The 23,121-nt window shown below is 52.9% G+C and carries 17 protein-coding genes and 3 tRNA genes; 13 read left to right on the top strand and 7 right to left on the bottom strand.

Annotation, left to right across the window (positions count from 1 at the left end):
• Window positions 1–26 precede the first annotated feature (26 nt).
• From HNQ38_RS02380 to HNQ38_RS02370, 3 genes are read left to right on the top strand one after another with little or no spacing between them, the layout of a single operon-like run.
• Window positions 27–971 carry a M14 family metallopeptidase gene (locus HNQ38_RS02380; RefSeq protein WP_183717792.1) on the top strand — a complete coding sequence of 315 codons (945 nt, stop codon included), beginning with the start codon at window positions 27–29 and terminating at the stop codon, window positions 969–971.
• 60 nt (window positions 972–1,031) lie between these two features.
• Window positions 1,032–1,994 (top strand): LysR family transcriptional regulator, encoded by a 963-nt coding sequence (locus HNQ38_RS02375; RefSeq protein WP_183717791.1) that lies wholly within the window; start codon window positions 1,032–1,034, stop codon window positions 1,992–1,994.
• Between the two features lie 27 nt (window positions 1,995–2,021).
• Window positions 2,022–3,602 (top strand): outer membrane homotrimeric porin, encoded by a 1,581-nt coding sequence (locus tag HNQ38_RS02370; RefSeq protein WP_183717790.1) that lies wholly within the window; start codon window positions 2,022–2,024, stop codon window positions 3,600–3,602.
• A 128-nt stretch (window positions 3,603–3,730) separates the two neighbouring features.
• Here HNQ38_RS02370 and HNQ38_RS02365 read toward each other — a convergent pair whose 3' ends face one another.
• The 3 genes from HNQ38_RS02365 to HNQ38_RS02355 form a co-directional block, all read right to left on the bottom strand.
• Window positions 3,731–4,834, bottom strand: coding sequence for a linear amide C-N hydrolase (locus tag HNQ38_RS02365; RefSeq protein ID WP_183717789.1), 1,104 nt, complete (start codon window positions 4,832–4,834; stop codon window positions 3,731–3,733).
• Window positions 4,835–5,258: 424 nt separating this feature from the next.
• Window positions 5,259–5,335, bottom strand: a tRNA-Glu gene (locus tag HNQ38_RS02360).
• Between the two features lie 11 nt (window positions 5,336–5,346).
• Window positions 5,347–5,421 (bottom strand) — tRNA-Gln (locus HNQ38_RS02355).
• Window positions 5,422–6,140: 719 nt separating this feature from the next.
• Between HNQ38_RS02355 and HNQ38_RS02350 the strand changes: the two genes are divergently transcribed.
• The 3 genes from HNQ38_RS02350 to HNQ38_RS02340 are packed head-to-tail and all read left to right on the top strand — an operon-like array spanning window position 6,141 to window position 8,113.
• Complete coding sequence (locus HNQ38_RS02350; protein ID WP_183717788.1) at window positions 6,141–7,250, top strand: YeiH family protein; 1,110 nt, start codon at window positions 6,141–6,143, stop codon at window positions 7,248–7,250.
• A gap of 15 nt (window positions 7,251–7,265) precedes the next feature.
• A complete protein-coding gene (locus HNQ38_RS02345; protein WP_183717787.1) occupies window positions 7,266–7,661 on the top strand; it encodes a biotin/lipoyl attachment domain-containing protein in 396 nt (131 codons plus the stop codon).
• Entirely contained in the window at window positions 7,661–8,113 is a 453-nt protein-coding gene (locus HNQ38_RS02340; RefSeq protein WP_183717786.1) for a universal stress protein, read from the top strand. Before HNQ38_RS02345 ends, HNQ38_RS02340 begins: the two co-directional genes overlap by 1 nt.
• 153 nt (window positions 8,114–8,266) lie before the next feature.
• On the opposite strand, the gene HNQ38_RS02335 is transcribed toward HNQ38_RS02340, so the two are convergent.
• Together HNQ38_RS02335 and HNQ38_RS02330 are read right to left on the bottom strand one after the other, a co-directional pair.
• The gene (locus tag HNQ38_RS02335; protein WP_183717785.1) at window positions 8,267–10,459 is read right to left on the bottom strand and encodes a glutamine synthetase III family protein; all 2,193 of its coding nucleotides are present in this window, start codon (window positions 10,457–10,459) and stop codon (window positions 8,267–8,269) included.
• 159 nt (window positions 10,460–10,618) lie between these two features.
• Window positions 10,619–11,041, bottom strand: a complete 423-nt coding sequence (locus HNQ38_RS02330; protein ID WP_183717784.1) for an FKBP-type peptidyl-prolyl cis-trans isomerase — start codon at window positions 11,039–11,041, stop codon at window positions 10,619–10,621.
• 294 nt (window positions 11,042–11,335) lie between these two features.
• Here HNQ38_RS02330 and lysA point away from each other — a divergent pair, with 294 nt between their 5' ends.
• The 4 genes from lysA (at window position 11,336) to HNQ38_RS02310 (ending at window position 15,730) form a co-directional block, all read left to right on the top strand.
• Window positions 11,336–12,613, top strand: coding sequence for a diaminopimelate decarboxylase (gene lysA / locus HNQ38_RS02325; RefSeq protein ID WP_183717783.1), 1,278 nt, complete (start codon window positions 11,336–11,338; stop codon window positions 12,611–12,613).
• Between the two features lie 276 nt (window positions 12,614–12,889).
• A complete protein-coding gene (locus HNQ38_RS02320; protein ID WP_246387935.1) occupies window positions 12,890–14,200 on the top strand; it encodes an MATE family efflux transporter in 1,311 nt (436 codons plus the stop codon).
• 50 nt (window positions 14,201–14,250) lie between these two features.
• Window positions 14,251–15,144, top strand: a complete 894-nt coding sequence (locus HNQ38_RS02315) for a phosphatidylglycerol lysyltransferase domain-containing protein (protein WP_183717782.1) — start codon at window positions 14,251–14,253, stop codon at window positions 15,142–15,144.
• Between the two features lie 253 nt (window positions 15,145–15,397).
• Window positions 15,398–15,730 (top strand): YnfA family protein, encoded by a 333-nt coding sequence (locus tag HNQ38_RS02310; protein ID WP_183717781.1) that lies wholly within the window; start codon window positions 15,398–15,400, stop codon window positions 15,728–15,730.
• Window positions 15,731–15,991: 261 nt separating this feature from the next.
• Here HNQ38_RS02310 and HNQ38_RS02305 read toward each other — a convergent pair whose 3' ends face one another.
• Both HNQ38_RS02305 and HNQ38_RS02300 read right to left on the bottom strand, forming a co-directional pair.
• Window positions 15,992–16,381 carry a hypothetical protein gene (locus HNQ38_RS02305; RefSeq protein WP_183717780.1) on the bottom strand — a complete coding sequence of 130 codons (390 nt, stop codon included), beginning with the start codon at window positions 16,379–16,381 and terminating at the stop codon, window positions 15,992–15,994.
• Window positions 16,382–17,598: 1,217 nt separating this feature from the next.
• A tRNA-Glu gene (locus HNQ38_RS02300) sits at window positions 17,599–17,674 on the bottom strand.
• 162 nt (window positions 17,675–17,836) lie between these two features.
• On the opposite strand from HNQ38_RS02300, the gene HNQ38_RS02295 reads away from it, so the two are divergent.
• From HNQ38_RS02295 to HNQ38_RS02285, 3 genes are all read left to right on the top strand, one after another.
• On the top strand, window positions 17,837–19,255 hold the full coding sequence (locus HNQ38_RS02295) for an NlpC/P60 family N-terminal domain-containing protein (RefSeq protein ID WP_183717779.1): 1,419 nt from the start codon (window positions 17,837–17,839) through the stop codon (window positions 19,253–19,255).
• Window positions 19,252–20,832 (top strand): dephospho-CoA kinase, encoded by a 1,581-nt coding sequence (locus HNQ38_RS02290; RefSeq protein ID WP_183717778.1) that lies wholly within the window; start codon window positions 19,252–19,254, stop codon window positions 20,830–20,832. Before HNQ38_RS02295 ends, HNQ38_RS02290 begins: the two co-directional genes overlap by 4 nt.
• Window positions 20,833–21,065: 233 nt before the next feature.
• Entirely contained in the window at window positions 21,066–23,117 is a 2,052-nt protein-coding gene (locus tag HNQ38_RS02285) for an ATP-binding protein (RefSeq protein ID WP_183717777.1), read from the top strand.
• Window positions 23,118–23,121: the final 4 nt, after the last annotated feature.

The raw sequence follows: 23,121 nt of genomic DNA, 5'->3' as shown, positions 1-23,121 counted from the left end.
ATCATTTGAGTATAAAGGAAGGACTAATGGACGACATCAAAAGCGTATGGAGCAGCATGAAAGCCGGAGAAAAAAAACGCGCCGTCATGTGTGCTGAAGACGTAGACATGCCTGCCACCATCATCACCGGACTGCGCCCAGGCAAAACTATTTTGCTTACTGCGGGCATTCACGGTTGCGAATATTGCAGCATACAGGCGGCCATTGAGCTGGCTGACGAACTGCGCCCCGAAGAAGTGAGCGGAACCTTGCTTATCATCCACATTGCCAATCCTTCTGGCTTCAAGGAACGCCTGCCCGAAGTGGTGGCCGAGGACGGCAAGAACCTTAACCGCGTTTTTCCCGGCAAGGCTGACGGCAGCAAGGCCGAACGCATCGCCTGGCATATTACTGCCCTACAGAAACGCGCCGACTTTTATATCGACATGCACGGCGGCGATCTACACGAAAGCATGCATCCCTTTGTTTTTATCCCCGGTGTGGCCGAGGAATCTGTAACCCAGGCCGCTCGCGATGCTGCACAGACTCTTTCCGTAGATATGCGTGTGCGCTCACGGGCAACCACCGGAGCCTATAATTCAGCCGCTATTTTGGGGGTGCCGTCCATGCTGATCGAGCGTGGGGGCAACGGCCAGATCAGCAGAACCGAGGTTGACGCCTATAAACGCGATGTTCGTTCTGTGCTGGCTCATCTAGCCGTATTGCCTGCCGACCGTCTTATACCGCCAGCACAGCGCCCGCAGCAACGTGAACTGGACAGCGCCGTCTACCTTGAAGCTGACACGGAGGGATGCTGGCACCCCTGTGTTGCACCTGGGCAGCCAGTGTCACAGGGGCAGCCCCTTGGCGAGGTTCGCACCAGTTTTGGTGAACCGTGCCGTCAGTATGCGGCTGAACGCGATGGCAGGGTTTTATACATGACCGTGTCTTTGGCTGTGGAAAAAGGCACCCCCCTTGTAGCTTACGGCTAGCAAAAGTTCGACCGCTCCGCTTCTTCAAGACATGTATGCCAATAGGTCACAGGTAAAATTATGGAATTTCGCCAACTGGAATGTTTTGTCCGCACCGCAGACTTCGGCAGCACATGCCGGGCCGCCGAATCACTGCATACTTCGCAGTCCAGTGTCAGCAAGCACATCACCGCTCTGGAACGTGAGCTTGAAATCACGCTTTTTGTGCGCACAAACCGGGGGGTACGCCTGACCCCCGACGGGCATGAACTGTACGATCATGCACGGCGCATACTGCAAAATGCCCGAATGATGCAGACAATGAGCGGAAAAAAACGGCATCAGAAATTCCGTATCGCCTGTTACGCCTCAGCGATGATCTCAAGGCTGTTTTGCGATTACTACATGACGTTACCGCAAGGGGAGTACAAAGGCATCTTTCTGGAGGGCACGGTCGAAGAAATTATTGACTATGTTCACAATGATATTACCGAGATCGGCATCGTTTTTCTTCCTGAAAACAAACACAAGTATTTTGAACGTCTGCTAGCTGGTAAGAATTTGGATTTTGTGGAGATTTCTCGCCACGATCTCTGCATTTATGCCAGTGAAAAAAGCTCTCTGTACAACAAAAGCATCGTCCATTTTTCAGAGCTTGAAAATATACGCTTCATTCAGCGTGTGGACGGATTTTTCTCTGTAGAAAACAACCTTGGCGGCTATGGTCAGGATCTTTTTGCAGATGTGCAGATCAACAAGGTCATTACCACCAATAGCGACAATCAACTCATAGAGACCATCCTCAACACCGACCTCTGCAACATCGGCATACGCCTTATCAACAGTAACTACCGTAAATACGCCATTAAAGACATCCCTATAGCGGGATGCAGCGGCTGCCTGAGCCTCGGTTACATCAGACGCAACAAAAGTACCATGTCGCCTGAAGTGGGCAGTTTTCTTAAACGCATTGTGGAAAACCTTTGCGCCGTGCAGCACGGCCAAAGGCGGGGGCACAAGCATAATCAGCACAGTTTTCTGTAAACCAATACGAGAGGAGAGGAGTTTTTCATGACACGCAAACTCACCACACTGCTTCTTGCAGCAACTATGCTTCTGGGAGCAGTCAGCGCCAGCCACGCTGTGGATTTCAAGATCAAGGGCGTCTGGAACATGAATTTTGAATACGGCAGCGGCGGCAATTTTACAGAGCGGGGGCGCTCTGTAAACGGCAACAAGGCGGCGCATGTGACGGGTTGGGGGCGGTATGGCGAAGACCAGTTTGAAGCCAAATCCCGTGTACGCCTGCAACTGGACGCGGTGGCCTCAGAATCACTGTCAGGCACTGTGTACTTTGAAATTGGCGGCGTCACCTGGGGCAGATCCAGCAAAGGCGGAGCGTTGGGTGCAGATGGCAGCAATGTGGTCAAGATCAAGCACAGCTATCTTGACTGGGTTGTACCGCAAACCAACGTCAAAGTGCGCATGGGTATACAGCGCGTCTTTTTGCCAGACTTTACTACCGAAGCTTCACAGGCATTCGATGCTGACGTAGCAGGCATTGTGGCTTCCGCCCCAATCAACGACAACCTTTCTCTGTCGGCATTTTGGGTTCGTCCCTATAACGACAACTGGGCCGGGGACACTCAATCCCCGCAGAATTATCTGGATAACTTCGACATTTTCGGGTTGAGCGCCCCGGTGCGCCTTGATGGCGTGAACGTCACGCCCTGGGCCATGCTTGGGATGTTCGGCAGCAATACGTTTCGCAAGGGCGATGATTTTTACGGCAAAAATTCCACTGGCGCGGGCGCTTTGGGCCTGGCCCCCGCCGTGTATGCCCTCAAAGATTCAAAAGTGGGCCGCCAGCTTGCCGATGCCTATTCCACAGTGCTTTGGGCGGGGATAACAGGTGAAGTGGTAAAATTTGACCCCTTCCGCGTAGCGGCCAGTTTTAACTATGGCGCGGTCGATACGGGCGTGGAAGCCCTCAACCGTAAAGGTTGGTACAGCGCACTGCTGGCTGAATACAAGCTCGACTGGGGAACGCCCGGCATATATGGCTGGTACTCCAGTGGCGATGACGACAACATCAAGAACGGCTCAGAGCGCATGCCCAATGTTGAAGCCAACAATGAAAGCACCAACGCCATGTCCAGCTTCGGTACTTTGGGCACCTGGACCTTGGGCCGTGATACCCTCATTGGCTCCACCTTCGCAGGCACCTGGGGCGTGGGCGCGCGCGTCAAGGACGTAAGCTTTTTTGATAAGCTCAAGCAGACCTTCCACGTGAATATCCTTGGCGGCACCAACAGCCCGTCAATGGCCAAGTACATCAAAGGGGCCAAGGGCGTGGACGGGCACACCAGCTTCACTCCCGATACGGGCACTGGCTCGGCTGATTTTAATTCCGCCAACTACTACGGTCTCTATCTGACCAGTCAGGACTACGCGGCAGAATTTGGCGTCACCACCACCTACCAGATATATGACAATCTGCGCATGCTGGTGGAAGCCAACTACATCGCCCTGTGGCTGGATCAATCGCGTGGCGTGTGGGGCGGCTACACGGCAACTGACGGCAGCCGGGTGGGCGGCAACAGCACCACCGATGCATGGAACGTCAACGTGAGCTTTATCTATAAGTTCTAGTTAATTACAGCAGAATATAAAATACAGCACGCGCAGAACCGTAAACTTTACGGTTCTGCGCGTGCTGTATTTATTATTGTTGCTTTTTCAATACGCCGACAAACGGCGTATTCTCATTATTACGGCTATTACTGCCCGGCGGGAAGGAAAGCAAAAGGCTTTGCTTCTTTAAAGAGCCCAGAAACTTCGCCAGCAAAAATTACCCCGCCCTGAAGAGTCAGCTTTTTCACAGGTGCGCCGGGCTTTAAGTCCAGCCTGTCCATAGAAACCCAGAAGGTGTTGGGAGTTGTGGCGGAATCAAAATAATAGGTCAAATTTTTCTGGTCAGCGATAGAACGCCAGATTGTTGAAGAAATATTCGGCTGGCCCGGTGTTGTAATGCCAAGCGGCACGCTGACCGCGCGCTGCAAGCTGAGCATGCTGGCAATCGCCTGATTGTTGAATGTTTTACCTGGAACTCCGGCAATATAGTTTTTATCCAGCGCTTTGGGTATGGCCTCCAGAAAAAAGGAGGCGCGGGCAAAGCGGTCAGCCGCGCGGTTGGTTCCGGGCAAAAACACAAGCCCCCCTATTTCCTTCCAGTAGGCGTTCAGGGCAAGCTGCTGATCGTAGCTGGGAGAGTTGGTCATGACGGTGTAATCCTTACCGTGGTGTATGACCAGCTTTCCCTTGATATATTCAAAAATGGCCGAATCGCCGCTGGCATCAGAAATAGCCAGATGCATCGTACTTGCGGCCCCGTTGGGCAGTTTGGGGGCGGCGATCTGAAAGGGTTCGCTCTTCAGAGCTTCTACCGTTTCTGCAACGTTGGCAAAATTATCCAGAACGTATTGGGCCCACGTTGCTATGGACATAACGGGCTTTTTGGGGTCACGCGCGCCATAATCGGATTCCGCCAAATACAAAATGCTGGTCACCAGGCCTTTTTCATTCATTCCATCCGCAGTGCCCACATCGTAACCAGCCGCTATAATGCTGCCGTATTTGGACACCCAGCGCACAGACTGGCTACCCGCTGCACCGTCTTTTTTCATGCCAGCTGGGAAGACCCACAGGTTGGTGCCCATATCTTCTTTCCAGTCCATATTGCGGCCTGTGATAACGACGTTTCCATCAGCAGAAACATACAGTGTTCGCGTGCAGGCAAGTACTGGTTCACAAGAAATTGCCGCAACAAGCAACAAGCCCATCAGAGAGGAAAATAATTTAAACTTCTTGATGTGTTGGATCATAGAATCGCTCCTGTGAGCTTGTTTTATAAAAACGACATGACAACTGTGGGCAGATTGGTGAAAAGCCCTTGCCCCCAATAATTTGCAGGCAGCAGTAACAAATTGCAGACAGCCCGCACGCGTAGCCGTAGCGTAGTAGCGTGCGGTAAAAAACTAGAGAGAAATGATCGCGCCGTCAAACACAGCCTGTGTTTATGGAGCGGCCCTTCCACACGGCAACAAAAAGAACCGCAAAACTGGCAAAGATAAAAGCCCCTGGCAGCAAAAGTGCCAAGGGCTTTTTTGTATGTAGCCCCCCCGCCTAGCGGGGGGGCTACATACAAAAAAGGCTGCATTTTCATGCAGCCTTTTTTCAAAGCTAACCCTGGGTTTAAACCCCTGCGGGTATCTGGTGAGGTTTTTAGCGTAACCTCTTGTAATCAGTTGGCGTCCCCAAGGGGATTTGAACCCCTGTCGACGGCGTGAAAGGCCGTTGTCCTGGGCCGGCTAGACGATGGGGACGCACTGTGTTTTGGCTGGGCTGCAAGGACTCGAACCTTGATTAACGGAGTCAGAATCCGTCGTCCTGCCAATTGAACGACAGCCCATCGCGAGGAATGTGTATATGTGATGGCCGCCTCGCTGTCAAGCAGAAAACGAAAAAATTTAATTTTTCTTATTTACTCTACGTAGATATGCCTACCCTTCTCCTGCCAACATGCGAAATGCATGAACAATACCCCGTTGCCAGCCAGAGCATAGTGCTCTCCAAACAGCATACGAAAACTGCGCGCAGAGGTGTTCTCGCAAACCGTCTCCTGCCCGAGCGCGCAGCCATAAGCATGTCTTCCAACACAAATTTACACGAATATCCGGTCAAGCATGTCCAGATACTCTATCCAATCAAGCCCAAGTTTATGTGAATTCTTCAGTCAGAAACCGTGAGAGGAACTATGGCATCCAGAATGCCCCGTATATTAACGGCCATATTTTTTCTTTCACAATCTACGTAAATACCAACGAATTTGCCCAGATTAACAAGTCATTTTGAATAGCACAGACATGAGAACGCGGCTGTGGCAACCGCAACCATGTAAATATTCAGCAATAAATCTCCTCAAATTATCGTTGTGCAACCAATCAAGAACCCTGCACAGGCTTGATCATTTCGCCGCCAACCCACCACAATCATTCACATCAAGACCATAAAGATACTTGCGCTATCGGATTTCCCATGCTACTCGGTTCAAAGACCTAGCCTTCTAACCCCAACAAGTTTGTGAAAAAATGTTTATAACCTAACACTGCATGATGCCGGAGGAAGACAATGGAAGACAAAGGACTGCTGGGTAAAATCATAGCAATTATTCCCGGCTTGGCACTGATGGTCGGCACATTAGCCGTACTTCGTATGTACGTGGTGCCCTGGTTGGGCGGCATAACGCTCTTTGGCATTAAGGGCTGGCCCGTCCAAGTGCTGAGCCTTAACTATATTCTGCTTTCCATCATTGCGGGCATGCTGTTCCGTAACTTGCTTTTTGGTGGAAAAATTCCCGGGTGGGCAGATGCTGGCTTTCGTACTACCCGTCTTTTCATAAAAACGGGCGTTATCATGCTGGGTTCGCTGTATACCCTGCAAAGCCTTCTCAAGCTTGGCATCAGCGCTGCTCTGCTGATCATGGCTTTTGTGTTCGGCACAGTTTTCCTCATTATGTGGTTAAGCAAGTTATGGAAAGTTGACCGGTCTGTGGCGGCGGTTATGGCCGCAGCCTGCGGCGTGTGCGGTGTTTCCGCGGCTGTGGCTGCTGCGCCCGGTGTGCGCGCCCGCCCTGTTGATCTGGCCCTTGCCATAGCCACTATTCTTGGCTTCGGCATTGTTACAATGTTTATCAGCCCCTTTATCGGCAAAGCCCTTAACCTGTCAGACCTCCAATACGGCGCATGGGTGGGTACGGGCATTCTGAACTCAGGGCAGGTACTTGCCACATGCCTTGCCTTCAACCCTGTGATCGCCCCAGGAACCGCTGTGGCTTACGGTGAAGTGTGGAACGTGGTGCGCGTCATCAGTATCCCCTTCGTGGTCTTTGCCATCACTGTCTGGTACTGGAAGGGCGAAGGCGAAGCCGAGCGCATCAGCCTTAAAGAAATCCTTATCTCCAAGTTCCCCATCTTCGTTCTGGGCTTTTTTGGCATGACCGCGTTGTCTTCTCTGGGCATGCTTGGCGCTGAAGGATCCGAGACTCTGCATTTCCTGCGTGACTGCATGCAGTGGATATTCGGCATCGGCCTTGTGGGTCAAGGAGCGTACATCGACTTTCGTGAAATCAAGGCAGCAGGCGGCAAGCCTTTGCGCCTTGGCCTGACTGCGGGTATGGCGAAGTATGTGCTGGCCCTCATCGTCATTATGTTGTTCATGCCCAAAACCGGCGCATTTTAGTCAAAGGAAGATGCAATGAGTAACGACAAGCAAAAAATGACGGTATTTAAAAATGACCGGCATGAAGATATCGCCTCCATCATCTTCGCCGGGCTTGTAGTAATTTTCGTGCTTGGCTACATGGCCTTTATTGTGCCCACGGTAAAAGTAAAAGCCAGTCAAGATGGAAAACTTGTTTCCGTGGCGGTTGAAAAAGGCTCCCAAGTCAAAAAAGGCGACACCATATACACTCTGGAAGTTGTTGAAAAGAAATGGAAAGACAACGTAATGGAAGAAAAGGTCGTCACCAGGGATATAAGTGTCAAAGCCAATGGTAAAGTGCTTGAAGTTCCCGGCAAACCAGGTTCTGCGGTGAAGAAAGGCAAAGACACCATCATAGTTCTGGACCATGAAAAAGGCACGCTACCTTAATGGTCACGGCAGCCCCCAAAAAAATATTACTGCTTCTTGATGAAGACAGCCCCGTGACGGCGGAAGCCGTGCGCATTGCACAGGAAAACTCCGCCCAGTTGACCGCCCTTTTCGTGCTGGACGCAACGTGGAATGACTATGTTGGGCATGACTGGCTTTCTGGCAGTGGCTCACGCGCAGACTTTATTGACTATGTGCAGCAGGAAGAAGAAAAAAGCGCGGAAAAGGCCTTTTCCCGGCTAAAAAACCTTGCGGGAGAAGCCATAGAAATTCAGTGCATCACCAAGGTCGGCAATGTGGTGGAACAGACGCGGCAGGAAATGGAAAAAGGCTATGATCTGCTCGTCGCATCCAACCCTTTACGGCGAGGTCTTGAACGGATTCGCGGCAATCTTGCCGCACTCTGCGAAAAGGCTCCCTGCCGGATACTGCTTGTACCAGCAGACATCTGACAGACTGGCATGTCCTGCTATGCAGCGGCACAGCTATTAAAAACTAGAACCCCCCGGCCATGGCCGGGGGGTTCTAGTTTATTGAAATCAGCTTACCCAATTACAAGATCAGCAATGATCTGCTTTTTGGGTTCAAAGCTCAGCTCTGCAATACTATTTGCCAAACAGAATTTCCTGATAGTTGGGCAAAGCCCACAGGTCATCGGCAACACGGGTTTCCAGCATGTCAGCATGGCTGCGCACCGTAGCCATATGCGGCAGCACCTCGCTGCAATAGCGGCGTGCTGCCTCAATGCCAACACCTTGAGCGTCCACATCGGCCAGCACGCTTTCAAGCGTCGCAGTGGCCGTCTGCATCTGGCGAAGCTGCTCGGTTACTTCCTCAAGGGTTATGGTCTTGGCGTCCAGCCCCAGAGACCTCATGCTGGCAGCAGTGCTTGCCAGCTCCCCCTGATAGCGCATGGCAGCCGGGAAGATGATAGTGCGGGCCATGCGGATGACGAGGTTTGCCTCGGTGCGCACAGTTTTGCAGTACTGCTCCACATAAATATCCTGACGGGCACGCAGCTCTGCCTTATTAAGCACGCCGGCCTTTTCATAGACCTCCACCACTTCGGGAGCCACAAGCTCTGGCAGGGCTTCGGGGGTGGTACGCAAATTGGGCAAGCCGCGGCGTACAGCTTCCTTGTGCCAGATCTCGGAATATCCGTCTCCGTTAAAAATAACGGCGCTATGTTCTTCAATAACATGACTGATAAAGGATTCCAGAGCTTCATTAAAGCTTCGGCCCTGCCCTGTTTCTCTTTCCAGCCAGTCGGCTGCAAAGCCCAGAGAATCCGCCATCATGACATTGAGTGCCGTAATGGACCCAGCGGCGGACTGGCTGGAACCCAGCGCGCGGAACTCAAAGCGGTTGCCCGTAAAAGCCACGGGGCTTGTACGGTTGCGGTCACCCGGATCGGCGGGCAGCGGCGGCAAGGTGTCCACACCAATGTTGAGCGCCCCACGTTTTTTGCCGTTGGCGGCATCGTCGATGCGGCCAGCGCGAAAGGCTTCAAACACTTCGGTGAGCATGTCGCCCAAAAAGATGGACATGATGGCCGGAGGAGCCTCATTCGCCCCCAGGCGGTGGTCGTTGCTGGCGCTGGCAACAGTGGCGCGCAAAAGGCCGCCAAACTTATGCACGCTACGGATCATGGCCGCGCAGAACACCAAAAACTTTGCATTGGCGTGAGGCGTTTCGCCAGGATCAAAAAGCGACCCCAGATCCGCGTTACCAATGGAATAATTTACGTGCTTGCCCGAACCGTTGACCCCTGCAAAAGGCTTTTCATGCAGCAGACACTTGAGCCCATAGCGTTTGGCCACATTGCGCAATGTGGACATAATGATGTGGTTGTGGTCCACGGCCAGATTACTGACCTCGTACAGAGGCGCGATTTCATACTGGCTGGGAGCCACTTCGTTATGGCGGCAGCGCACAGGCACGCCCAGCTTGTAAAGCTCGCGCTCCACTTCCATCATATAGGAAAGCACCCGCTGGGGAATGACGCCAAAATACTGGTCACTGAACTCCTGCCCCTTGGCCGGACGCGCACCAAAGAGGGTACGTCCCGCGATCTGGATATCGGGCCTGGCGAAGTTGAAGTTGTGATCAATGGCGAAATATTCCTGTTCAAGCCCGGCGTAGGCCACCACAGGCAGTTCTGTTTCCTGCCCGAAAAACCGCAGTACACGTTTGGCTTCGCGGTTGAGCGCCTGGCTGGAACGCAAAAGCGGTGTTTTTTTGTCCAGAGCCACACCAGTCCATGAAAGGAACATGGTGGGGATGCACAAAAAAGTGCCATTGGGGTTTTCCATAATATAGGCAGGGCTTGTCACGTCCCACGCCGTATAGCCGCGCGCCTCAAAGGTGGAGCGCAGGCCGCCGGAAGGAAAGGACGAGGCATCAGGTTCGCCTCGAATGAGCATGGACCCGGAAAATTCGGCAATCACCCCGCCGGAGCCGTCAGGCATGAGAAAGCTGTCATGCTTTTCGGCAGTCTGCCCGGTGAGCGGGTAAAAAATATGCGTAAAGTGAGTAGCCCCTTTTTCAATGGCCCAATCCTTCATGACCGCCGCCACGGTATCAGCAATGGAGGGGTCCATGCGCTGACCAAATTCAATGGTCTTGTGCAGGGAGCGATAAACGCTCTTGGGCAGACGCTCACGCATGACACGGTCATTGAAAACGTTACAGCCAAAAATATCCGTTGGCCTGGTATCGGCAAAATTAAGGGGGGCCGCTTCAGGCTTGTAGGTGGTGATAGCCTGAATGGCACTGTGTCGGGCGGACTTGCTGCTCATGTACGAACCTCGCGTCTAAAAGGGGGATGACGCACCAAAAAAATCGTTCTGAAACTCATCTGCCGAAAAGCTGCGCAGTAAAACTGCCGTGTTGCCGCATTCGGCAGAGCCTTATAAAAAAGGCCGGCAGACTGTCGCCCGCCGGCCTGACGTCTCATACTATTTGACGCCGACGATCTCGATTTCAAATGTGAGGGACTTGCCCGCCAAAGGATGGTTGGCGTCAAGGGTCACTTCGTCAGCGGTCACTTCGGTAATGGTCACGTCCATCTGGCCCTGCTCGTTGGACAGTTGCAGGGGTACGCCGACATTGAGGGGAATGTGATCCGGCACCTGAGCGCGGGCCACAGTGAAAATCAGCTCCGGATCGGCTTCGCCATAGGCTTCGGCGGGAGCGATGGTCACAGTGACAGTTTCTCCGGCTTCACGGCCTTCAACGGCGGCTTCAAAACCAGGAATAAGCATGCCCTGGCCCATGACGAACTCCAGGGGATCGCGCTCACGCGAGGAATCGAACACTGTGCCGTCGTCCAGGGTTCCCGTATAGTGCGCACGCACCGTATCGCCTTTTTTGATGGGCATAATAAATACTCCAAGGATAGTCTTGTGGGCGGTTTGGCGGGTGCCCTGCCGCATGGTTCCATCTGCACGGCCCAACGGCACAAGCGCATGAAAAGCGCCCGTTATCAAAAAAGAAAGCAAAACACGGCAGGCTTTTTATGTCAATCCAACATTGCCATACGAACACTTACAGGCGGGGCAAGACTTGACAGTGCGCACCTTGACCGGGATAATTATAAATTACACCCCCCAAGGTAAATTACTGCCCGGGCACGGGCGGCACCAGAAATTTTTGAGCTATCCCCAGAGGTATTTATGTCCGACATCCGCTCCAGCTATACTGATGATCTGCAATTTTACGGTCGCCACACCCCGCGCGAACTGGCCGAAACCTTTGGCACCCCGCTTTATGTGTATAATGAGAATGTGCTGCGCCAGCGCTGCCGCGACCTCATGGGTCTTTCGAAACACCCTGGCTTTGGCGTCAACTACTCCATCAAGGCCAACGCCAACCCTGTTCTTTTGCGTATGGTGCGCGAAGAGGGTCTGGTTGTGGACGCGATGAGCCCCGGTGAGCTTTATATGGACCAGCTTGCTGGCTTCTCGTCTGAACAGATCCTTTATATCTCTAATAATAATTCGCGCGAAGAGCTGAAAAATGCCCTCAAGCACAATCTGCTGGTCAGCGTGGACTCACTTTCGCAACTCGATGACCTGGGCGCCATCAACTGGGGCGGCAAGGTTATGGTACGTTTCAATCCCGGTATCGGCGCAGGCCACCACGCCAAGGTTGTGACTGCGGGCAAGGAAACCAAATTCGGCGTCAACCCCGGCCAAATGGACGAAGTTTTCGCCCTGCTGAAAAAGCACAACATGACCCTGGCCGGCATCAACCAGCATATCGGTTCGCTCTTTATGGAAGCCGAAGGTTACCTCAACGCTGCGGAAGTGCTGCTGCACATGGCAGAACAACTGCCCGAAAGCGCGCTGAAAGCTCTTGAAATCATCGACTTCGGCGGCGGCTTTGGCATCCCCTACCACAAGTATGAAGAACAACCCCGGCTGGACATGGCCGAACTGGGCAGCCGCCTGCATGCCCTTATCAGCGATTGGGCAGGAAAAACCGGCTATACTGGACGTTTTCTTGTTGAGCCGGGCCGCTATGTAGCGGCAGAATGCAGCGTACTGCTCGGCAGCGTGCATGCAGTGAAAAATAATGGCGAAAAGCGCTATGTGGGCACGGATCTTGGCTTCAACGTGCTGGTGCGCCCCGCCATGTATGATTCCTTCCACGATGTTGAAATTTATGGCAAGGCCGACGGCAATCCCCGCAAGGAGATGGTGCAGACCGTGGTTGGCAACATCTGCGAAAGCGGTGATATTCTTGCAAAAGATCGTGAACTCCCAGAAATATGTGAAGGAGATGTGCTCGGCATACTTGACGCGGGCGCATACGGATTTACAATGAGTTCGAATTATAACCAGCGCCAACGGCCTGCTGAGGTGCTCATTCAGAGCGACGGCACGGCAAGGCTCATCCGCCGACGTGAATCTCTTGAAGACCTGGTCAGCTGCCTTGAAGGACTCAACTAGAGCTTTTTGAACGTAAAATAGTCGCGTTAAGGCGAGCAACGCTCGCCTACGCCTATTTCGTGGCAAGAGTTTGCACGCAAAACCTTGCAGAACGATTGACTCATTTCATTCGTAACTTGCTCTAGCCACATATAACTTCGTAACGGACTGCCGTGACGGAACTGCGATTCTGCCGTGACTGAACAACGCGGTCTGTCCGCTTCTCAGAGTCGACCTAAACCCGACCTGAGCACATCTCCCCGTGCCGTATGGCGCCTCACATGGCCTCAGCTGCTCATGATGTACCTTGTGTTCTTCATGGGCTTGGTAGCAGTGTGGGTTGCAGGACAAATCAGCGCCGAAGTCCAGGCTGCTCTGGGCATGGTCAACCAATGCGGCATCTTGCTCATGGTGGTTGCCATGGCCATCTCCAGTGGAGCCACCGCCGCCGTAAGCCAGTCGCTTGGGGCGCTCAAGGTGGCGCGTGCCCAGCGTTATGTGGGCACGACCGTTGTGGGGTGTTTTGCTCTGGGCTTTGCGGTGGCGCTGTTTGGCTGGTATTTTGGAGATGCCATTCTGGGCATGCTTATGGTGCCAGACAGCATCATGCCTCTCACAAAAGAGCTTTGGCAGGTCGGCATGCTGGCACTGCCCGCTCAGTACGTTTATGCAGCCACAGGCGTTATGTTTCGTGCCACGCGGCAGGTTATTCCTCCTCTTTGGGTGGCCGCCATTGTTTGCGTGGTAAACCTGCTGGCCTGCCTTGGCTTTGGTCTGGGCTGGTTTGGTTTGCCCAACTGGGGCTATATGGGATTGGCGTGGGCCACCGTAGGCTCGCAGTGTCTTGGCGCAATTTGCAACTGCGCCCTGCTTATGCATTCTGGCTACCTGCAACGCCGAACCCTGCCCACACCACGCTGGCTCAAAGCAGGCCTGCCCTATCTGCTCAAAGTGGCCCTACCTGCCGGAGCCGCACAGATCGTCTGGCAATCGGGCTATCTGACCCTCTTTGTTCTGGTGGCCTCTCTGCCCTTTGACAGCGTCAACGCCCTGGCCGGACTCACCGCAGGCCTGAGAGTAGAAGCCTTGCTGTTCCTGCCCGGTATGGCGTTTAACATGAGCGTGGCCGTTCTTGTGGGCAACAGCCTTGGCGCTGGCAAGCCCGAAGAAGCCAAAAAAGTTGCTCTTACAATGGTGACTGTTTCGGCCATTGGCATGAGTCTCATTGCAGCCCTGCTCTGGCCTTTCAGGCAGGATATTGCTGTGCTGCTTTCTCAGGAACCGGGCACTCAGGCCCAGATTGTAAACTACCTGACCTATAACCTGCTCTCCACCCCCTTTTCTATTGCCAGCACCGTCATGGGCGGCGTCATGACAGGGGCGGGAGCGACCAAGTACAACCTGATGATTTTTGGCGGCACCTTCTGGCTGGTGCGGCTTCCCCTAGGCTGGCTGCTTGGGCATGTTCTTTGGGGCACTGCCTCTGGCGTATTTGTTGCCATGCTTGTTTCCCAATGCCTGCAAACCAGCATCATGCTTTATGTGGTGCTGCGCCGCGACTGGATGCGCTTTGCCATGAGCCGAAGCCGCCAGCCGCACCAGGTCTGACCCTGTCAGAAGCTGCAGATCCCCGCGCGGCCCCTTCCAAGGAGAGTATTGTGAGCAAAAGTTTTTCCCCCGTAAGTCTGGATGACAGTCAGCGGTATTATGAGCTCTGGCAGCGTACCCCTCAGCGTTCGCTGGACTATACCCTGGCCAACCTCTGGGGCTGGCAGGACTACTACGGTCTTGAGTGGTGCTTTGACGACAATCTTTGCTGGATACGCCAAATGCGCCCATATCCCATTTGCTGGGCTCCGGTGGGCGATTGGAACGCTGTTGACTGGAAAAGCCTTCTGCCCTGCTCATTCAACGAAAACGCACATGACGTGGTACGCGTGCCGGAAAAGCTGCTGTACATCTGGCAGGAACATCTGCCCGGCCTTGTAGATGCTGACGAAGACCGCGGGCAATGGGAATACCTTTACAAGCAGGAAGAGCTGGCAGAGCTGCCTGGTAACCGCTATCACAAAAAACGCAACCATTATAACAGCTACGTCAAAACCTACGGCGAACCGGACTATCACAGCCTTGATGATGCAATGGTGGAAGATGTGCTGGCAGTTCAGGACGACTGGTGCCAGTGGCATGAATGCGAAGAGTCCCCTTCCCTCAGGGCCGAAAATGAGGCCATCAACCGCGTGCTGAGCCATTGGAACAGCTTTCAGGGGCTCACGGGCGGTTCGCTCTATGTGGATGGTAAAATGGTAGCCTTCAGTGTTGGTGAAGACCTTGATGGCGAAAGCCTTGGTGTTCACTACGAAAAGGGCCTTAACGGATTCAAGGGCGTTTACCAGACCATCAACTGCACCTTCGCCCGGCGCGCGGGAGCAGGGTTCACCTATATGAACCGTGCACAGGATCTGGACGAAGAAGGCCTGCGCCAAGCCAAAATGACCTACCTTCCCGCCGATTTTCTGCGCAAGTACAAAGTGCGTATCCGCAAGGTCTGATGCCCGCACGGGTTTATCAAAAAATATTCACGCATAACAAATGATTACATCTGCAGATGACAATGCAGATATTACCCTCACGATCCGCACCCTGCGGGCCGTGAGGGTTTTTCTGGCCCACCAAATACCGCATGAGTAACAGCGTAGCTTATTGCAGCAGAGCGTCTCTCGACCTTGGGCTTTTGTTCTGGCATGCTGCCTTGCGAGGGGTTTCGTCAACAGCGCAAAACGCAATTTATGCCAAAGAAGCCGTATGATTTTAAAAACATTCTTGTTGTTTGTGGTGACTGCCATTGCTGAAATTGTCGGTTGCTACCTGCCCTATTTGTGGTTGCGAAAAGGCGGCTCGCCCTGGCTGCTTGTTCCGGCGGCATTAAGCCTTGCCGTTTTTGCATGGCTTCTGACCATGCACCCTGCGGCCAGCGGCAGAGTATATGCGGCTTACGGCTGCGTGTACGTTATAACGGCTCTTTCGTGGCTCAAGTTTGTGGACGGAATTTCTCTCTCCACTACAGATATGGTCGGCGGCGTAATCGCTCTTGCCGGAATGCTCATTATTGTTTCCGGTTGGGGCAGCGCGGCCTGAACCCGTCGGACAAACTGGAAAAAGCCGGTCTTAGACCGGCTTTTTTTGAGGGGAAGGAAAAGGAGATGATATAGAGGTGAAGTGCCTGCAGGAGAGGTTTCGGCTTGGGGCTGCCGAATGAATTAACCTTATAATTATCAACCTGTTTTGTTGTGTCAGCACTATGGCTTCTGGGTGACAAAATCTCGCTGGCCCAATGCACAAAATTTCAAAATATCAAACACTATTACTGGGCAGTAGACCACCCGCAAAACACTGCGTTTATTCCTGCCGCGCCCTTCCCGCTTCCTGAGCCGCCAAAGCCCATTCGTCCGCGAACCGCTGCAAATCAATATTGTCCTCATCAGCAAATGGGTACACATCAATTCTCTTTTTCAATTCCAGCATGCTTTCTTCAATAAGCTTCATGCGCAGATCAATTTCTTTCAGAACACTCAAAATCTTCAATAGAATTATGATGACAACCGCGAATAGAAAATAGCCCAAGTATCGTGCAAAAAGGCCAAACATGAAACCAAATTCTCTTGAAATTTTTAGATCATAGCTCATATAGAAAGAACATATGACAACACAGAAAAACAATCCCCAGATCACCACTGGCAGCAATCTTTTCAGTATAGCCCAAGACGAGGATAATTCTTCTTTGTCCATGTGTGACCGTGCTCCTGTTTTTCTATCCACCCTCACTCTGTGCGATGGAATTTTGTACAAATTCGCAATATTTCTTCAGCCATCCTCACAAACAGAGTCAGCATTTTTCTAATTTTGCTTTGATCCAAATGCGTTCAACATACTGCGCCAAAATGAGCCTGTACAACGCCAAGAACACATGCATTCAAGCATAGATTCAGTACTGCTTGTTGTATCAACCTTTTTAGGGTGCTCCATTCAAAAGTTCGCAAGAGGCAACCACACTGCCTTCGGAAACACCTAACAATTTCGCAATCTGCCCGATGCGCGCATAGGGCCAACCGAAACAACAAGGCAAAACGGCGGAAAAAACCCGCCCTGCGCCAGCCAGGACGGGCTCCCCTGCCTCTCCTTACTCTTCCCATAAACTTTTAGATAAATTCTATATACAGCAATAAGCATATCCATTGCCGCAGCGTCAACAATATAGACAAATAGAAAAAATTAGCTGCATAGCTTTAAAAAGACCCACCTTGCACTAGGGCAAGGTGGGCAGCTTCAATTGGCTGCATCCACACAGGAATACAGCCAGGGCCAACGAAGCACCATAACCATATAGACAGGGAAGAAAATTCGTCAAACTCTCTTTGTAATCGATAGCCTTCTTAAAAAAAACGAAGCTCTGGCAGAAGGACTGCCGTTGAACCAGCTCAAGGCACCTTGCAAGGAATTATCCGGCAAATCGTCTTCAGCCATACCTTTTATGTATGATTTCCCCGCAATACCGATACAGGTTGGGCAAATAAAGCTTTCAAATTCAATATCGGCTATTGCTAAAACACAGGCAAAAATATCAATATGTAAATCTTCAACTATCCTACATTGCAGATTTATGCCCGCATTGAAGAACAAATATACTAGTTAAGGGGCCGATGCGTGCCCGCCCGTTTTTACATGCTCTCTCCATTAGTCTGCGCAGTTCCGCAATGTGAGGATTCTCAAAAAACGATTGGCAACATTGCCTGCGTCTGCGCATAGAGCCGTATCCAAGTCAAAAACAACTTGCGTAGAACGACAAAAACGGAGAGAAATTCCCGCTTTTTTATTTGCACCAATATGCCAACATGCGCGCAAATCAATGACAGCCATCGCACCCGCTTGTTCCAGCGCGCTCAACTGGCTAAAGCCATAAAGAAAAAGGTACTTACAGCCAAAGACTGTAAGTACCTGATTTAATTTGGCGTCACCAACGGGATTTGAACCCGTCTTAGCGGCTTGAGAGGCCGCCGTCCTAACCGGATAGACGATGGTGACAGCGAAGTCTCTTTTAAGAAGGTAGCGAACTAATGTCAATATTACATATGCTGGCAACAGACGAAACCTGCTGAAAAGAATGCATTGCCGACTACATATTTGAAGTGCTAATATGTAAAAAGACCGGATGATCCCGGTTAATTCCCGCCCGGAGGGTCCCTCATGTTTTCCCGCCTTCGTCTGGTTTGTCTTGCATCCCTTCTGCTTCTGATGGCCGCATGTGGCGGTAAAAGTGTTCCTCCCCGCGATGGAAGTGCCCCCTCATGGATGGGCACCATAGCCGACCTGCGCCAATTCCCACAGAACCTTGAAGTTTACGCAAAAAACGCAGGGCAAAATAAAAGGCTTATTTCTCAGGCAGAACAGAGCCGTCAGCTTGCCCGCTTTGACCGAATTTTTTTTGGCCCCTGGGAAATGCGTAAAACCTCCGTGCGCAAACGCGATGTTGCCGTCATTTTCAATAAGGCCCGTGGCTATAAGCAAGGCAGCGAACGCTGGACCCAGATGGAATGGGACGCTATGGCCCGCAACGCCAACCTCAAAAACTTCCCCAATCGCGCTCAGGCTGCCATTACAGTACGCAATACAGACCTGCGTGAAATGCCCACGCACCTGACGCGTTTTTCCGAACCCACGCCTGACCCGCGTGCCAACCCATTCGACTACTTTCAGTATTCCTTACTGCCCCTGGGCACGCCTGTGCTGATTGCTCATACATCCAACGACGGCAGATGGCACTTTGTGGAATGCCCCATAGCGGGCGGATGGGTTGATGCCGAAGACCTGGCGCTGGTTGACGACAGCTTTATGTCGCTTTACCGCAATGCTTCGTTTGCGGCAGTTGTACGAGACAACGTGCGCCTCACAGACCAGACCGCCCAGTATGGGGCTTCCGCCTCAACCGGGGGGCAAAACGTAAGTATAGGCACCATACTGCCCACCCTTGCCGGAGGGGGCTTGAGTGCGTCAATCGTATACAACGACCCAGCAGCGCCGCCAGTCACCTTGCTGGCCCCGGTTAAAGACAGTAACGGCATGGCCCGCACAGCGCCATTCACGGTATCTTCATCTGATGTAGTTGCCCGCCCCCTGCCCCTGACGCCAGACAATGTGGCTGCCGTGGGCAATGTCATGATGGGGCAGCGCTATGGCTGGGGCGGCATGTTTGGCGAAAGGGATTGCTCTGCCCTCACCCGCGACATTTTCACGCCTTTCGGCATCTGGCTTCCCCGCAACTCCGGTGGGCAGGCCCGCGTAGGGGCCGTCAACTCCCTTGAAGGCATGACCACCAGAGAAAAAGAAGACACCATCCTGCGCTACGGCGTTCCCTTCCTGAGCCTTGTGGGCATGCGCGGGCACATCATGCTTTATGTGGGCAAATACGACGGTCGCCCGGCCATTTTCCACAATGTCTGGGGGGTTCGCACGGTAGAAGGCAATGACGACAATGCCCGCTTTGTCATTGGCAGAGCTGTTGTCACGTCCATCACGCCTGGCAGTGAACTGAAAAATCTGTACAGGGGCACGACCTTTGTGGACAGGTTGCGTACCCTTTCCACCCCGGCGGATACCCTTCAGTGAGCAGCCTGCAACTGGAAATCACCGCCGCTCAGGCAGGCCAGAGACTTGACCGTATACTGAGCGCCGCCAAACCTGATCTTTCGCGGGCGGCCCTGCAAAAAGCCATTCAGTCCGGCCACTGTACCGTGGACGGACTCGTCGAAACCAGACCCGCCGCCAAGGTCAAGACGGGGCAGCAGGTACACCTGCAACTGCCGGAAATATCCAGCCAGCTTCAGCCTGAAGACGGGCATCTGGAAGTACTCTGGCACGACGAACACCTTGTGGTTTGTAATAAACCTGCAGGTCTTACTGTGCATCCTTGCCCCTCCTGCCCGGAACAGACCTTGGTGCAGCGCCTTCTGGCGCGCTTTCCCCAGTTGGGCAAAATCGAAGGGCAACGCCCCGGCATTGTGCATCGGCTCGATAAAGACACCAGCGGCCTTCTGGTTGTGGCCCTTACCGAAATCGACCGTCTCAGCCTCAGCAACGCCTTTTCTGAACGCCAGGTCCACAAGGAATATCTGGCCCTTGTGGCAGGACTTCCTCCACAGAGCGGGCAGTGCCTTGAACCTGTGGGGCGTCACCCCACCGCCAAGGTAAAAATGGCCATTGTGCCGGAAAATCGCGGTGGCAGGCATGCCCATACGGAATGGCAGCGTCTCTGGCATTCGGAAGACAAGAGCATCTCACTACTCGCCGTGCGTATCCACACAGGACGAACCCATCAGATACGCGTACACATGACTCACTTGGGATACCCCCTGCTGGGCGATAAACTGTATGCCCCCAAAGCCGTGCAAAGCATGGCCCCCCGCCAAATGCTGCACGCGTGGCGCTTGAGCTTCACGCATCCTGTCAACGGCGAAGCCATGAATTTTTCCTGCCCGCCGCCCGACGACATGCCGGACGCAGCCCTGCAAACAGACAGCCGCATGCAGCGGCTTGTCATCACTGGCAACCCAGGCAGCGGCAAATCTGCCTTTACGGCTTTTCTGGCCCAAAAAGGCGTGCCTGTCATCAGTGCCGACACGATTGTGGCAGACCTTTATGCTCCCAAAGGCGCTGGCAGCCAATGGATAGGCCGATTGCGCGGTAGCAGCCTGCTTGAAGCTGACGGTTCCGTAAACAAGGAAGCTCTTTTAGCCGCCATGCAGGAAGATCCCGTGCTGCGTCGGGACGTGGAGCAGACCGTTCACGCCCTGACCAGACAGGCTGTGGAAATTTTTTGGTCGCACCTGGAAGATCAGGGTGCCCCCCTGGCAGCGGCTGAAATTCCTCTGTATTTCGAATGCGGCTGGCAGCAGCTTTTTTCGCCGAAGCCGTTGACCGTAGGGGTGCATTGCCCCCTGCCCCTGCGCACTGCACGCACGGCAGAGACCAGAGGGTGGAGCCCGGAAAAAATGGCTGCCCTTGAGGCCTGGCAATGGCCTGAAGAACGCAAGATGGCCGCGTGTGACATGATTATAACGAATGATAAGGATTTACAGCATCTTGATGAAAAAGCGGCTCGCTTTCTCCAACAACTGCGCCTTCATCTTGAGAAGAACCACCAGCAACAGGCCGATCGTCTTGCCTCTCTGTGGGTAGAGGACTAGAGCAGTTTAACTTTGAAATGCATTACATTTCACAGTTATCATTCTGCCGGAAATACGATTTTCGACGGAATTCACGCCGCGGTGCAGCGTTAGAGGATTTAAGCTTTTTCAAAGTTAAAATGCTCTAACGAAATACCAGCTCTATAGTGCCCCTTTTATTGACACCCCTCTCTTCAACCGGATATGGTGCCACCTTATCGCAGCAATTTGCTTAACCTTTTTTGGAGCGCCGCATGTCAGCCCCTTTCAAGGCCTCTGACGGCCCCTATGCCAACCCCCTGATTCTGGCACTGGAAATTTCCAGTTCAGCGCTCCTTCACGACCGTAAGGAACCCTTCCTGCAGGCCAGTCTGGCCAGTATTGGCGAAACCCTGCACTGCGGGCAGGTAACCCTTATAGAATACATCAACGACACATGGTTCGAGCCCTTTGCCTGGACAAGCGCCCGGCAAAGCTCAGCCTGCAGCCTGCCCCCGCCCACCCTTGATGATCTTGCCCCGGTGCTTGAAGCTTTTACCCGCCGGGCAAGCCTGTGCATTTCAGACGTTGAGCACTTGCCCGAAGGACCACAAAAAAAATCGCTGCAAGCCCGCCAGATCAAATCCGCATTCTGCATCCCTATCCTGCACGAAGGCCAGTTGTACGGGGGGCTTTGCCTCACCCGGCAAACCCAGGCGCGGGAATGGACGCCTGAAGAAACCAGTATCTGTCATTTACTGGGCAATATCCTGGCAATGGTACTGACGCACTTTCGTCTTTACGGGCGACTACGCCGAAAACATCGGCAACTGCGCGACATCTTGGACGCGTTTTCCAATCCTGTCTGTATTATTGACATGGAAACCAACAAGATACTGTTTTCAAACAAAAGCGTAAAAGAAACCTTTCCCGATCCTGAAGATCTACAACACGACATCTGCTACAAAAAACTCATGGGGCGCGAACACCCCTGTCCCTACTGCACAAATTCCATTATTCAGGAAACGGGCGAGCCATATCAATGGACCTACCAGAACGAGATGTCCAAGCGCACCTATACGGTTGTGGACAAAGTCATCAAGTGGGATGACGACAAACCCGTGCGCCTGTCTATCGCCACCGACGTTACAGATATTTTGCGCACGCGGCACGAAAAACAGTCTGCAGTCATTGCCTCGCAGGCAAAAAGCGAATTCCTGGCTCACATGAGCCACGAAATACGCACCCCGCTCAACGGCATCATCGGCCTCACACATCTGGCGCTGCAAAGCGCACCTGACGGGGATATTAAAGAATACCTGCACAAAATACGCTCATCCTCCACAAATCTGCTTGCAATCATTAACGACATCCTCGACCTCTCCAAAATTGAAGCCAACAAGATGGTGTTGGAAAACGTCAACTTTATGGTCGAAGAAGTTCTTGATTTTGTATACACATCCATTCGCTTTCCCCTGGAACAAAAGGGACTTCAGTACAAATGTGAACTGGCGGATGACGTGCCTCTCAAACTGTGGGGCGATGGCTTGCGCCTGAAACAGGTGTTGCTCAATCTTCTGAGCAACGCGGTCAAGTTCACGGCAAGGGGCAATGTAGGCCTGCAAATTATCAGAGAACAACACAAGTCAGAAGACAGCCTGCATTTTATCATTTCAGATACGGGCATGGGCATCAGCCGCGAATACCAGCAACATCTTTTCGACCCATATACTCAGGCCAGCTCCAGCATCAGCCGCCGCTTCGGCGGCACAGGCCTTGGACTGACCATCTGCAAGCGCATTGCGGAACTCATGCAGGGCAGCCTTTGGTGCGAAAGCGAACTCGGTTCCGGTTCGTGCTTCCACCTGCGCATCCCCTGCATGCCAGCCCGAAATGTATACAGCGAAGCCGAGGACGATTCACACGGCGTCCCCCCGCTGGAGAATACAGAAGATCTCAAGATACTTCTGGTGGAAGACAACGAGATCAATCAGGAAATCGCCAAGGCCATGCTGCGCCATCTTCACATTGAATGCGATCTGGCCCAAAATGGCCGGGAAGCCGTGCACATGGCGCTTGAAAATTCTTATGACGCCGTTCTTATGGACGTGTATATGCCGGTTATGGATGGCATGACCGCCACCACTGAAATCCGGCAAAAGATGAAAATCGGCAAAAAACCCTTGCCCATTATTGCAATGACCGCCGTTACCCTGCCCGAAACCGTAGATGAAATCATGCGCTCGGGCATGAGTGACCATATTTCCAAACCCGTCAGCCTGGCGGCTTTGCGTAAAAAATTGTCCCATTGGCTCAACCGTTCCTGACAAT

The organism is Desulfovibrio intestinalis (genome assembly GCF_014202345.1).
Lineage (GTDB): Bacteria > Desulfobacterota > Desulfovibrionia > Desulfovibrionales > Desulfovibrionaceae > Desulfovibrio > Desulfovibrio intestinalis.
This window is presented reverse-complemented; position numbering and strand designations above follow the sequence as displayed.

Bases quoted from the DNA above. Each gene is read 5' to 3' on its own strand.
- HNQ38_RS02380 (WP_183717792.1), top strand. From the start codon at position 27: ATGGACGACATCAAAAGCGTATGGAGCAGCATGAAAGCCGGAGAAAAA.
- HNQ38_RS02375 (WP_183717791.1), top strand. From the start codon at position 1,032: ATGGAATTTCGCCAACTGGAATGTTTTGTCCGCACCGCAGACTTCGGC.
- HNQ38_RS02370 (WP_183717790.1), top strand. From the start codon at position 2,022: ATGACACGCAAACTCACCACACTGCTTCTTGCAGCAACTATGCTTCTG.
- HNQ38_RS02365 (WP_183717789.1), bottom strand. From the start codon at position 4,834: ATGATCCAACACATCAAGAAGTTTAAATTATTTTCCTCTCTGATGGGC.
- HNQ38_RS02350 (WP_183717788.1), top strand. From the start codon at position 6,141: ATGGAAGACAAAGGACTGCTGGGTAAAATCATAGCAATTATTCCCGGC.
- HNQ38_RS02345 (WP_183717787.1), top strand. From the start codon at position 7,266: ATGAGTAACGACAAGCAAAAAATGACGGTATTTAAAAATGACCGGCAT.
- HNQ38_RS02340 (WP_183717786.1), top strand. From the start codon at position 7,661: ATGGTCACGGCAGCCCCCAAAAAAATATTACTGCTTCTTGATGAAGAC.
- HNQ38_RS02335 (WP_183717785.1), bottom strand. From the start codon at position 10,459: ATGAGCAGCAAGTCCGCCCGACACAGTGCCATTCAGGCTATCACCACC.
- HNQ38_RS02330 (WP_183717784.1), bottom strand. From the start codon at position 11,041: ATGCCCATCAAAAAAGGCGATACGGTGCGTGCGCACTATACGGGAACC.
- lysA (WP_183717783.1), top strand. From the start codon at position 11,336: ATGTCCGACATCCGCTCCAGCTATACTGATGATCTGCAATTTTACGGT.
- HNQ38_RS02320 (WP_246387935.1), top strand. From the start codon at position 12,890: ATGATGTACCTTGTGTTCTTCATGGGCTTGGTAGCAGTGTGGGTTGCA.
- HNQ38_RS02310 (WP_183717781.1), top strand. From the start codon at position 15,398: ATGATTTTAAAAACATTCTTGTTGTTTGTGGTGACTGCCATTGCTGAA.
- HNQ38_RS02305 (WP_183717780.1), bottom strand. From the start codon at position 16,381: ATGGACAAAGAAGAATTATCCTCGTCTTGGGCTATACTGAAAAGATTG.
- HNQ38_RS02295 (WP_183717779.1), top strand. From the start codon at position 17,837: ATGTTTTCCCGCCTTCGTCTGGTTTGTCTTGCATCCCTTCTGCTTCTG.
- HNQ38_RS02285 (WP_183717777.1), top strand. From the start codon at position 21,066: ATGTCAGCCCCTTTCAAGGCCTCTGACGGCCCCTATGCCAACCCCCTG.